General features: G+C 70.0%; 8 protein-coding genes. All 8 read right to left on the bottom strand.

What is annotated here, in order from left to right:
- Positions 1-96 precede the first annotated feature (96 nt).
- The 8 genes from ACIQD6_RS30395 to ACIQD6_RS30360 all read right to left on the bottom strand — a co-directional run bounded on the left by ACIQD6_RS30395 (position 97) and on the right by ACIQD6_RS30360 (position 11,509).
- On the bottom strand, positions 97-2,748 hold the full coding sequence (locus ACIQD6_RS30395; protein ID WP_401888606.1) for a glycoside hydrolase family 3 protein: 2,652 nt from the start codon (positions 2,746-2,748) through the stop codon (positions 97-99).
- A gap of 25 nt (positions 2,749-2,773) precedes the next feature.
- On the bottom strand, positions 2,774-4,249 hold the full coding sequence (locus tag ACIQD6_RS30390; protein WP_401888604.1) for a GH1 family beta-glucosidase: 1,476 nt from the start codon (positions 4,247-4,249) through the stop codon (positions 2,774-2,776).
- 115 nt (positions 4,250-4,364) lie between these two features.
- A complete protein-coding gene (locus ACIQD6_RS30385) occupies positions 4,365-5,396 on the bottom strand; it encodes an ABC transporter ATP-binding protein (protein ID WP_401888602.1) in 1,032 nt (343 codons plus the stop codon).
- Positions 5,393-6,475, bottom strand: coding sequence for an ABC transporter permease (locus ACIQD6_RS30380; protein ID WP_401888599.1), 1,083 nt, complete (start codon positions 6,473-6,475; stop codon positions 5,393-5,395). Before ACIQD6_RS30380 ends, ACIQD6_RS30385 begins: the two co-directional genes overlap by 4 nt.
- Positions 6,476-6,478: 3 nt before the next feature.
- On the bottom strand, positions 6,479-7,459 hold the full coding sequence (locus tag ACIQD6_RS30375) for an ABC transporter permease (RefSeq protein ID WP_401888596.1): 981 nt from the start codon (positions 7,457-7,459) through the stop codon (positions 6,479-6,481).
- A complete protein-coding gene (locus ACIQD6_RS30370; RefSeq protein ID WP_401888593.1) occupies positions 7,456-8,760 on the bottom strand; it encodes an ABC transporter ATP-binding protein in 1,305 nt (434 codons plus the stop codon). Before ACIQD6_RS30370 ends, ACIQD6_RS30375 begins: the two co-directional genes overlap by 4 nt.
- 15 nt (positions 8,761-8,775) lie before the next feature.
- The gene (locus ACIQD6_RS30365) at positions 8,776-10,443 is read right to left on the bottom strand and encodes an ABC transporter substrate-binding protein (protein WP_401888592.1); all 1,668 of its coding nucleotides are present in this window, start codon (positions 10,441-10,443) and stop codon (positions 8,776-8,778) included.
- A gap of 61 nt (positions 10,444-10,504) precedes the next feature.
- Positions 10,505-11,509 carry a LacI family DNA-binding transcriptional regulator gene (locus ACIQD6_RS30360; protein ID WP_401888589.1) on the bottom strand — a complete coding sequence of 335 codons (1,005 nt, stop codon included), beginning with the start codon at positions 11,507-11,509 and terminating at the stop codon, positions 10,505-10,507.
- Positions 11,510-11,706: the final 197 nt, after the last annotated feature.

Genomic DNA, 11,706 nt, shown 5'->3' with positions numbered 1-11,706 from the left:
ACCTATCGACGCTACCTGAAACGGGGCAATACGGAACGGCGAAAGGTTCGGCACTCGTACAGGTGTCCGAGTGCCGAACCTTTCGGGTTCGTACGGTTACGAAGCCCGGTAGGCCGCCGTCAGCCTCGCCACCGCTCCCGCCGGGTCACCGGTGAGCAGCAGATGGTCCGCGTCGGCGAACGGCTTCGCCGACGCCGCCGTCGGATACTGTCCGATCCTGTGCTGTACGAGCAGCCTGGCCCGTTCGACCAGGGCCCTGCTCTTCGGGGAGTACCCGCGCCCGGCCTTCGCGAGCGCCCTCGCCTCGGCACCGAGGCCGGTGAGGGTCCGCAGCCCGCCCACGGGCGGCGGCTTGAGGGTTGTCAGCCCCCAGCCGTACGGGAACTGGGGATCGTACGACGCGTCACCGACGTTGACCGGCAGCGAGGCGACGGACTTCGGCCAGGTCAGCGGTAGTTGACCGGTGAAGGGGCGCGCGCCGTAGAGGACATCGGCGACACCGTCCCCCTCGGTGCCCGGCAGCCAGGACGCCACCAGCGCGTCGATGCCGGCCAGGCGGTCGCCGATGAGCAGCGGACGGCCCGACACGGTCAGCACCGCGCACTTCATGGCCGCGCAGACCCTGTCGACGGCCTTCTTGTCGGCGCCGGACAGCTCCAGGTCGTGGCCGTTGCCGACATCGCCCTTGCCCTCGGTGTAGGGCGTCTCGCCGACGACGACCACGCCCACGTCGTACCCCGCCGTGCCGGTCGAGGCGTCCTCGGAGTAGGTGAGGGAAGCGCCGTGGGCCGCCTTCCGCATGCCCTCCAGGATGGTCGTGCCGGTGGTCGTCGTCCCGGACGCGCCCTGCCAGCTGATGGACCAGCCGCCCATCTGGTTGCCGAGATCGTGTGCGTTGGAGCCGGCCACGTACACCTTCTGGGACGGCTTCAGCGGCAGGATGCCCCCGGCGTTCTTCAGCAGCACCTGGGACTTGGCGACCGCGTCCCGGGCCACGGCGCGGTGTTCGTCCGAGCCGACCGACGAGAGGTGGGTGGTGTCCGCGTACGGCCTCTCGAACAGGCCCAGCCTGAACTTCTGTTCAAGGATCCGGGACACCGCGTCATCGATCCGGCTCCTGGCAATCCGGCCCGCCGTCACCTCGTCCTGGAGGGTCCGGCCGAAGTCCCGGTACGCGGTCGGCACCATGATCATGTCGAGGCCGGCGTTGACCGAGGTGCGGACGTCGCTCGCGTAGTCGCCGGGGATCTGGTCGATCGCCTGGAAGTCGCTGACGACGAAGCCCTTGAAGCCCATCCGGCCCTTGAGCTCCTTGTCGATCATGGCTGCGTTGGCGTGCATCTTCACCGGGCCCGTACCGGCACCCGTGCCCGCGCTCCTGGCCTCGCCGAGGATGTCCAGCGAGGAGTACGAGGGCATGACCGTGCCCGCACCGCGCCGGACCGCCTCGGTGAACGGGGCGAGGTGGACCGTTTCCAGCTCGTGGCGGGTGACCTTCGTGACGCCCTGGTCGATGGTGTACGGGCCCGAGGTGGACGAGCCGTACTCCGTACCGCCGTCCCCGACGAAGTGCTTCGCGCTGGTCAACACCTTGTCGTTACGGGACAGTTCCTCGCCGGACCGCGCGCCCTGCATGCCGTTGACGACCGTCTCCATGGCGGTCACCAGGGCCGGGTCCTCGCCGAAGGCCTCGTACGTACGGCCCCAGCGTTCGTCGCGGGCGACGCACAGGCAGGGGGCGAAGTCCCACGGGATGCCGGTCGCGCGCACCTCCCGCGCCGTGACGGCCCCGGTCTTCTCCGCGACCGCCGGGTCCCTGGTCGCGCCGATACCGATGTTGTGCGGCATGATCGTCGCGCCGATGACGTTGTTGTGGCCGTGGACGGCGTCCACGCCGTAGATCAGCGGGATCTGGTGGCGGGTGGTCCGCGTCCTGAGCTGGTACGAGTCGACCATCTCGGCCCAGGCGGCAGGGGTGTTGGGGGTCGGCGCGGACCCGCCGCCGGAGAGCAGCGAGCCGAGGGCGTACGTGCCGATGTCGCCCTGGTGCGTGAGGGCGTTGCGCTCGGCCTGGGTCATCTGACCGGCCTTCTCGGCGAGCGACATCCGGGAGAGGAGGTCGGCGACGCGCTTCTTCACCGGCAGCCTCGCGTCGAGATAGGGCAGGCCGTGTGCGTCGATGACAATCTTCGGTGTCTCGGCGGGTGCCTCGGCTCCGGTGACGGTGAGCGTGAGCGGGACGGTCTCCGCGCTCTCGGCGACCCGGTCCCGGCGGGTGGGCACGCTGACCGTTCGGGAGGTGCCGGAGGGGGTGCCCGCCGGGAAGGTGAGCGTGCCGGAGACGGGGCGGTGGTCGTTGCCGGGGTCGGCGGCGCGCTCGGTGACGCTGTCTTCCGAGGCGCCTGCCTCGGTCGTGTCGGTGCCGGTCGTGTCTGTGCCGGTCGTGTCGGTGCCGGTCTCGTAAGCGACGGTCACGGCCCCGCCGGTACGGCCGCCCCCAGGGGTCGTGACCGAGATCGTGACCGTGGCCGTGGCCCCTTCCTCGACCGGGTACACGGCGGCGTCGGTGAGGACGCTCGCCCGCGACGCCAGTTCGCCCACCGGGGCGAGGTCGTCCACCGGGACGGACGACCCGGCCCCGGTGAGGGGCAGCAGGCCCGCCAGGACGGCGCCCGCAGCGAGCACCACCGTCCTGACGCCCCGCCTCGTGCTCCGTCCCGGCCCCCGTCTCACACGTGTGTGGTGCATGGTGTCGTGCTCCTTCGGCGCGCGGTCAGTGCCGCTGCCGCGTCGCGTCGTGCGTGGGGCCGGGCGTGAGCGCGCGAGTCAGGCGGATCGTGTCGCGGTACCACTTGGCGCTGTCCTTGAGCGTCCTCGCCTGGGTGTCGTAGTCGACCCGGACGATCCCGAAGCGCTTGTCGTAGCCGTACGCCCACTCGAAGTTGTCCATCAGCGACCAGGCGAAGTAGCCGCGTACGTCCGCCCCTTGGGCCCGCGCCTCGGTGACGGCCGCGATGTGGTCGTCGAGGTAGGCCGTACGGTCGGCGTCCGGTACGGAGCCGTCGGCGGCGACGGTGTCGTCGAACGCGGCGCCGTTCTCGGTGATCACCGTCGGTACGCCGTAGTCGCGCTGGAGGCGGACGAGCAGCTCGGTGAGCTCGGCCGGAGTGATCTCCCAGTCCATGGCCGTACGGGGCAGATCGCGCGGCACGACCCGGGTGACGGGCAGCCCGTCGGCGTCCACCGGGGAGCCCTCCTCGGTGACTCCGGAGAAGAGCATGCCCCGGTAGAAGTTGACCCCGAGGGTGTCGAGCGGCGCGGAGATGATCTCCAAGTCGCCGTCGCGTACGGGCAGTTCGACCCCGCGCAGGGCCAGGTCGGCGACAGTGTCCTCGGGGTAGCGTCCGTGGACGAGCGGGTCGAGATAGAGCCGCGTACCCATGCCGTCGGCGCGGCGGCAGGCCTCGGCGTCGGCCTCGCTGCCGGTCTCGGGAGTGGCGGTGCCCAGGTTGAGGGTGATGCCGAGGTCGAGCGGGCGGTCCCCGGCGGCCTCCCGGATGCGCCGCGCGGCGAGTCCGTGGCCGAGGAGGAGATGGTGGACGGCGTGGACGGCGTCGCCGAAGTTCCTCCGGCCGGGCGCGTGGACGCCGATGTCGTAGCCGAGCATGGCCGAGCACCAGGGCTCGTTGAGGGTGGTCCAGTGCTCGACCCGGTCGCCGAGGGCTTCGTGGGCGAGCATCGCGTAGTCGGCGAAGCGGTACGCGGTGTCGCGGGCGGGCCAGCCGCCCGCGTCTTCCAGTTCCTGCGGGAGATCCCAGTGGTAGAGGGTGATCCAGGGGGTGATGTTCCGCCCGCGCAGCTCGTCGACGAGCCGCTTGTAGAAGTCCAGGCCCTTCGCGTTGGCGGGGCCTCGACCGCCCGGCTGGATGCGCGGCCAGGCCAGCGAGAAGCGGTACGTGTCGACGCCGAGACCGGCGATCAGCTCCACGTCCTCGGGCATCCGGTGGTAGTGGTCGCAGGCCACATCGCCGTGCTCACCGCGTACGACGGCGCCCGGCACCCGGCAGAAGGTGTCCCAGATCGAGGCGGTCCGGCCGTCCTCGGTCGCCGCGCCCTCGATCTGGTACGCGGAGGTGGCGACGCCCCAGCGGAAGTCCGCGGGCAGACCGGGGACCGCCACGGCGGGGCGGGCGGCGGCCCGGACGGGGGTGACGGGGGTGGTCGCGGCCTGGACGGGGGTGGCGTTCATAGGTCTCCTGGGGCAGGGGCGCACCCAGCGGTGCGTGAGGGTGGGGGTGCGCGGAGGTGGGGGGAGGGAAGACGTACGAGAGTTGGCAGATATGGCCGAAAATGAACGAAGGTGGTCACACGGAGTCAGCGGGCACCGGGTGGTGCAGCCAACAGGCCACCGATCGCTCCGGTTCGTCGGCCGGGGCCGCCGGCACCGGCACCCGTTCCGCGCAGGGCGCGAACGCCTTGCCGCAGCGCGGATGGAACGCACAGCCGGCCGGCATCGCCGACAGGTGCGGGGGCGAGCCGGGTATCCCGGTCAGCTCGCGGCGGGGCCCGTGCAGGGCCGGGAACGAGTGCAGCAGTCCGTCGCTGTACGGATGGCGCGGGTCGCGGTAGATCTCGGCGGCGCCGGCCTCCTCGACGATCCGCCCGCCGTACATGATCGCGATCCGGTCCGAGAACTCGATCAGCAGCGAGATGTCATGCGTGATGAAGACGACCGAGAAGCCCAGCTCCTCACGGAGCCTGACCAGCTGCCGGAGGATCTGACGCTGCATCACCACATCGAGTGCGGTGGTCGGTTCGTCCATGATGACGATCTCGGGCTCCAGGGCGAGCGCCATCGCGATCATCACGCGCTGGCGCATGCCGCCGGAGAGCTGGTGCGGAAAGGCGGTCAGCCGGTCCGTGGAGATACCGACCAGCGAGAGCAGTTCCTCGGCGCGCGCCGTGCGTTCGGCGGCCTTCATCCCCGGCCGGTGGGCCTTGAGCACATCGGTGAGCTGACTGTGCACGGTGTGCACGGGGTTGAGGGAGTTCATCGCGCCCTGGAAGACGATCGACAGCTCCTGCCAGCGGAAGGACCGTAGCTCCCGGGGGCTGAGCGCCAGCAGGTCCACCGGGGCCGGGGCCGCTTCCGTCCCGTTCCGCGCGGCGGGCGGGTGGTAGTGGACATCGCCGCCGGTGATCACGCCGGGCGGGGAGAGGAGCCGGGTCACGGCGTACGCGAGCGTGGACTTGCCGGAGCCCGACTCCCCCGCGAGACCGAGGACTTCGCCCCGGTGCAGGGTCAGATCGATGTCGCGCAGGGCACGTACGGCGCCGGCCCCGGTGCCGTAGTCGACGGTGAGTCCGCGCATCGTGAGAACGGGGCTGCCGGTCATGCGCGCGGCTCCTTGCCGTCGTAGAGGCTCTGGGGTTTCTGGGGTTGCTGGAGGTTCCGGTGTTTCTGGAGGTTCCGGTTGCTCCCGGGGTCCTGGAGGTCGCGGACCACCGGTGTGAAGCCCACGCGCATCCTGACCTTCCTCGACGCGCCGGTCTCGGTGCGCAGCCGTGGGTTGATGAACTCGTCGATACCGAAATTGATGAGGGAGAGGGCCGCGCCGAGCAGGGCGATACAGAGCCCGGCCGGTACGAACCACCACCACGCGCCCTGGGCCAGCGCCTGGTTGGACTGGGCCCAGAAGAGCACCGTCCCCCAGTTCCAGTTGGAGATGTCGGCGACACCCGTGAACGCGAGGGTGATCTCCAGCAGGACGGCGAAGATGACGGTGCCGACGAAGCCGGACGCGATGACGGCGGTGAGGTTCGGCATGATCTCGAAGCAGATGATCCGCCAGGTGGGTTCGCCGGTGGCCCGGGCCGCCTCCACATAGTCCCGGCGGCGCAGCGAGAGCGTCTGCGCGCGCAGCACGCGGGCGCCCCAGGCCCAGGAGGTGGCGGCGATGACACCGGCGATCAGCATGTCCCCGGTGTCCGAGACGAAGCTGGCGATGATGATGATCAGCGGCAGCGCGGGGATGACCAGGAAGATGTTGGAGAGCGCCGAGAGCAGTTCGTCCGCGACCCCGCCCAGGAAACCGGCGCTGACGCCGATCAGCACGGACAGGACCGTCGCGAGGAGTCCGGCGACGAAGCCGACGACCAGCACGCCTCGGGTGCCGACGAGGATCTGGGAGAGCACGTCCTGACCGGTCTGTGTGGTGCCGAACCAGTGCGCCGCCGAGGGCGCCTGGAGGATGTCCTCACTCATCTTGTCGGGGTCGTACGGCGCGAGCCACGGTCCGACGACGGCCAGCAGAGTGAAGAATCCGAGGATGGCGAGCCCGGTGACGGTCTTTCCGCCGCGCAGGAAGCGCAGCCGGGCCCGTCGGCCCTGGCCTCCGCCCCGGCTCGTGCTCCGGCCGGGCTCCGGGTCCGCGCCCGCTTCGAGAACGGCTGCTTCGGCAGCGGTGACGGCCATGGCTCAGGCCTCCCTTCGGGTACGCGGATCGAGCAGCAGGTAGATCAGGTCGGCCAGCAGGTTCGCGGCGAGGACCGCGAGCGTGATGATCAGGAAGACGCCCTGCATCAGCGGATAGTCCTTGGCGCCGACGGCCTGGAAGAGCTGGAAGCCGATGCCGGGATAGGAGAAGACCATCTCGACGAGCAGCGTGCCGCCGACGATGAAGCCCAGGGACAGGGCGAAGCCGGAGATGTTCGGCAGGATCGCGTTCCTGGCGGCGTACGAGAACATCACGCGCCGCTCCGAGAGGCCCTTGGCCTGCGCGACCATGACGTAGTCCTCGGAGGAGACGGTCACCATCATGTTCCGCATGCCGAGGATCCAGCCGGCCATGGCGCTCAGCACGATCGTCACGCCCGGCAGCACCGCGTGGTACAGCGCGCTGGAGAGGAACGGCACGTCGAAGGCGGGCACCAGCGCGCTGTCGTAGCCGCCGGCGGCCGGGAAGAGCGGCCACTTCACGGCGAACAGGGAGATGGCGATCAGCCCGAGCCAGAAGTAGGGGATGGACGAGATGAAGGTGGTGACGGGCAGCAGCCCGTCCAGCCAGGAGCCGCGCCGCCAGCCGCTGTAGACGCCGATACCGGTGCCGAGGAGGAAGCTGATCAGGGTGGCGGTGCCGACCAGGGCCAGCGTCCAGGGCAGCGACTGGGAGATCACCTCGCTGACGGGCGTGGGGAAGAAGGTGAAGGAGAGGCCCAGGTCGCCCTGGAGGAGCTGGGACCAGTAGTCGGTGTACTGCTGCCAGAGCGAACGTTCCTTGTCGAGGCCGAAGAGGGCCCTGAGGGAGTTGACCGCGTTGGAGTCGAGCTGGCCCTGGAAGCGGGAGATCAGCGCCTGGACCGGATCGCCCGGCATCAGGCGCGGGATCAGGAAGTTGATGGTGATCGCGGCCCAGGCGGTGAGGGCGTAGAAGGCGAGCCGCTGGAGTACGTACTTCACGAGGTCGCCCCTTCCGGCGCGTCGGCCGCCGGGCCCGGTGCGTCGGCTGTCGGGCCCGGTACGTCGGCTGTCGGGCCCGGTACGTCGGCTGTCGGGCCCGGTACGTCGGCTGTCGGGCCCGGTACGTCGGCTGTCGGCCCTGGCGCGTCGGCCGCCGGGCCGGGCGCGTCGGGCGCCGGGCCCTGCTGGGGTGCATCCGGACCCGGCGCGGGTGCTGCCCGGCCGTTCTCGTACAGCCAGCAGGCCGCCCACTGGTCGCCGTCCCCGTCCAGCTCGAAGCGCGGCGGGAGTTCGGTGCGGCAGCGCTCCATCGCCTTCGGGCAGCGGGGGTGGAAGCGGCAGCCGTCGGGCGGGTCGATCAGGGAGGGCGGCTCGCCGCTCTCGTCCCCGCCTTCTTCCTGGTCCTCACCCGGTTCACCCCCGGCGACGACCCGGTCGGGGTCGGGCGCGGAGGCGATCAGCAGCTGGGTGTAGGGGTGGGCCGGGCGCTGGGTGACGGTCTCGCTGTCCCCGCCCTCCACGATCCGGCCCGCGTACATCACCAGGGTCGTGTCCGCGAAGTACCGCGCGGAGGCGATGTCGTGCGTGATGTAGAGAATCGCCAGCCGCAGACGCTCCTTGAGGTCGCGCAGCAGATTGAGCACGCCGAGCCGGATGGAGACGTCGAGCATCGAGACCGGCTCGTCGGCGAGCAGCACCTGCGGATCGGCGCCCAGGGCGCGGGCGATGGCGACGCGCTGGCGCTGACCGCCCGACAGTTCGTGCGGGAACTTGTCCAGGAACTGTCCCGGCGGGGTCAGTTGGACCCGTTCCAGCAGCTCGGCCGCCTCCGCCTCGGTGGCCTGCTTGCCATGGATCTTCAGCGAGCGCGTGAGGTGGTAGCGAACGGTGTGTACGGGGTTGAGGGAGGCGAACGGGTCCTGGAAGATCAGCTGGACCTGCCGGACGTACGCGCGGAAGGACCGGCCGCGACCGGCCACGACCGGCTTGCCCCCGAGCCGTATCTCACCTCCGGTGAGCGGGTACAGCTGGGCGAGCAGCCGGGCGACGGTGGATTTCCCCGAGCCGGACTCCCCCACCAGCGCGGTGACGCTGCCCCGCCGCAGCCGCAGCGAGACATCGTCCACGGCGTGGACCGTACGGTGGCGGCGCGCGAGCAGGTCAGCGCCGGTGCGCTTGACGGGGAAGTGCTTGGTGACGCCGCGCGCTTCGAGTACGACGGCGGAGTCCTCGGTGCCCGGAACATGGGCCTCATGGGCTTCATAAGACTGATGAGCCTTCTGGCTCTTCTGCGTGGTCATGGCCGCGTCCCGCCGTCACTTGGCGGGCTTGAGGCGCAGCACGATGTCCAGCGCGTTCGGCAGGGTCGGCTGCGGAGGGCCGTACGGATCGGCCTCGCTCGGCCAGCCGACCCAGTTCTTGGTGGAGTACTCCGCTCCGAGGGGCGCCGCCGCCGTCGGAATCATCGGCACCTCCTCGACCATGATCTTCTGGAGGGTGTTCATGGCCGCCGTACGGGCCGAGTCCTCCTCGGCGTTGGCGTACTCCTTGAGCGCCTTGGTCGCCTCGGGGCTGTCGAAGCGCCCGAAGTTGCCGAGCGGGGCGCTCTTGCCGATGGGCTGGAGCAGCGAGCCGTCCATGATGTTCTGGTACATGTCGTACGGCGTGGGCCCGTTGTTGGTCCAGTGCAGCGTGGCGTCGAAGTTGCCGTTGGCGACGTCGGACGTCCAGGCCTCCGCCGTCTGGGTCTTGACCTTCGCCTCGATACCGAGCTGCTTGATGTTGTCCTTGATGATGGAGAGCCCGGTGATGTAGTCGTTCCAGCCGGCCGGGTCGGTGAGGGTGAGCGACACGGGCTTGCCCGAGGGGTCCTTCAACTGTCCGCCGGAGAGCGTGAATCCGGCGTCGCTCAGCACCTTCTTCGCCCCCGCCACATCGGGCTTCGTCGTGGCGTTCTTGTACGCGGGCGCGAGGAAGGACTCACCGGCGGGCAGCGGCACACCGGTGGGGTTGGTGATCTCCGGGTAGAGCGTGGCCTCCGCCTGGACATGGATGGCGCGGCGGTCGACCACCATGGCCATGGCCTTGCGCAACGAGGCGTTGCTCAGGGCGCCCTTCTTGGTGTTGAACCACAGGCCGTGGATGCCGAGCCCGGAGGGGAACCAGAGCTTGTTGTTCTTGGGGTCCCTGGCGACGTACAGCTGCTTGTAGTCCGGCATGAAGACGAACGACCACTCGGACTTGCCGCTGCCCAGGGCGGTGGTCTGCGCGCTGTTGTCGTTGTACGAGGTGTAGCGCAGCTCCTTCACCCGCGTGGCGCCCTTCCAGTAGGAGGGCGTGGCGGTGAGCGTGGTGGTCTGCGGGGTGAACGTCTTGAGCCGGTACGGTCCCGAGCCGACCGGCGTGCGGTTGGGCCAGGTCGCCGGGTCCTTGACGCCCTGCCATATGTGTTTCGGCACCACATAGGTGATGCCGATCTTGATCTGGTTGACGAACTGCGACTCCTTGAAGGTCAGTACGACCTTGTCGCCCTCCGTCGCGATCCCGTCGTACGGGATGCCGAAACCGTTGAGCGCCGGGTACTTCTTGATCAGCCCGAAGGTGAACGCGGCGTCCTCGGCGGTGAGCGGCTTGCCGTCGGACCACTTGGCCTTGGGGTTCATCGTGAAGGTGACCTTGGTGAAGTTGGCCTCCCACTTCCAGGCGCTGGCCAGCCAGGGCTCGCCCTTCTCCTCGGGCCGCACGGGGTTCGTCATCACCAGCGGCTCGTAGATCATGTAGCGGTAGCCGAGCGAGGCACTGGCGGAGGTGCTCAGGAACGGATTGCTGTTGTTGGTCTGCGGGCCGTTCGGCATGCCGACGGTCAGAACGCCCGAGGCCCCGGCGGACCGGTTGGCGTTCGAGTTGGCCGAGGAACATCCGGCGGCGAGGGCGGCCACGGCGGTGGTGGCGGCCAGCGCCCGGAGCGTGCGGGGTGCGGACATGGTGAGGACTCCTGGAATGGGCTGCGCTGCGGAATTCGAGGTGGTCACGTTGACGGTCGGGCTATCGGATACGGGCCGCCGCGGCGGCGAGCGGGGCCGACCGCCGTACGACGAGTTCGGTGGGCAGGACGACCCGCCGTTCCGGCACGGACGCCCCGCCGAGCCGGGTGAGCAGCATCCGCGCCGCCGTCTCCCCCATCCGCCGGGTGGGCTGGCGCACGGTGGTCAGCGGCGGCTCGGTGTGCCGGGCCAGCGGGATGTCGTCGAACCCGACCACCGCGACATCGTCGGGAACGGACCGCCCGGCGGCCCGCAGGGCCCGCAGCGCGCCGGCCGCGCAGATGTCGTTGTGCGCGAACACGGAGTCGATGGCGGTCCCCTCGGCGAGGACGTGTTCGACGGCGAGGCGCCCGGACAGCTCGGTGAAGTCCCCTTCGAAGACACGGGCGTCGGGCATGATCCCGCTGAAGCCGGCGAGCCGGTCCCGTACGCAACCGAAGTGCGCGGGGCCCGTGATGACCAGGGGTCTGCGGCGCCCGTCGGCCAGCAGGTGGCGGGCCGCGGACGCGCCTCCTTCGTGGTTGGTGGTCGCGACGGACGGAAAGTCCTCCGGGTGGCTGCCGCGGTCGTCGATCAGGACGACGGGCAGGCCCTTGTGGTGCAGGCCGACGAGGGTGTCGAGGGTGTTCGCGGGTTCGACCACGAGCAGTCCGTCGAAGGCGCGGGCCGAGACCTGGGTGGTGAAGCGCTCCACCGATTCGGCGCCGCGGTTGCAGCTGAAGAGCAGGAGTCCGTAGTCCGCGGCCTCGACGGTGTCGGCCACTCCTTGGAGCACCTCGCCCATCCATGGCCAGACGAGTGACGGGACGAGCATGCCGACCGTACGGCTGCTGCCGCGGGCCAGTCCGACGGCGCCCGAGCTGGGCACGTAACCGAGCCGGGCGATCACGGCGCGGACGCGCGCGGCCGTACCGCCGTCGACTTCACCCTTTGTGTTGATCACCCGGGACACGGTCGTCTTGCTGACGCCGGCCTGACGGGCGACGTCAGCCATCGTGACACGCATCGGGCCTCCGCGTTGAGGTGCTGTGGATCAGTGCCGTACGACGGTGCCTGCAACCGGTACCGGAACCGGTACCGGCGCTGGGCGGTGAGTTAACCGGGACCACAACACGCCCGTCAATACTTCACACCACAATTGGTCCACACCTTTACTACGCAGCAGGCCAGCGTTCAGGTCAGGGGTCAGTCATGGTGGTTGTG

It is taken from the genome of Streptomyces sp. NPDC088400 (genome assembly GCF_044753355.1).
Classification (GTDB): domain Bacteria; phylum Actinomycetota; class Actinomycetes; order Streptomycetales; family Streptomycetaceae; genus Streptomyces.
This window is presented reverse-complemented; position numbering and strand designations above follow the sequence as displayed.

Excerpts from the sequence above, each read along its gene's own strand:
- ACIQD6_RS30390 (WP_401888604.1), bottom strand. The coding sequence starts at position 4,249 with ATGAACGCCACCCCCGTCCAGGCCGCGACCACCCCCGTCACCCCCGTC.
- ACIQD6_RS30395 (WP_401888606.1), bottom strand. The coding sequence starts at position 2,748 with ATGCACCACACACGTGTGAGACGGGGGCCGGGACGGAGCACGAGGCGG.
- ACIQD6_RS30385 (WP_401888602.1), bottom strand. The coding sequence starts at position 5,396 with ATGACCGGCAGCCCCGTTCTCACGATGCGCGGACTCACCGTCGACTAC.
- ACIQD6_RS30370 (WP_401888593.1), bottom strand. The coding sequence starts at position 8,760 with ATGACCACGCAGAAGAGCCAGAAGGCTCATCAGTCTTATGAAGCCCAT.
- ACIQD6_RS30360 (WP_401888589.1), bottom strand. The coding sequence starts at position 11,509 with ATGCGTGTCACGATGGCTGACGTCGCCCGTCAGGCCGGCGTCAGCAAG.
- ACIQD6_RS30380 (WP_401888599.1), bottom strand. The coding sequence starts at position 6,475 with ATGGCCGTCACCGCTGCCGAAGCAGCCGTTCTCGAAGCGGGCGCGGAC.
- ACIQD6_RS30365 (WP_401888592.1), bottom strand. The coding sequence starts at position 10,443 with ATGTCCGCACCCCGCACGCTCCGGGCGCTGGCCGCCACCACCGCCGTG.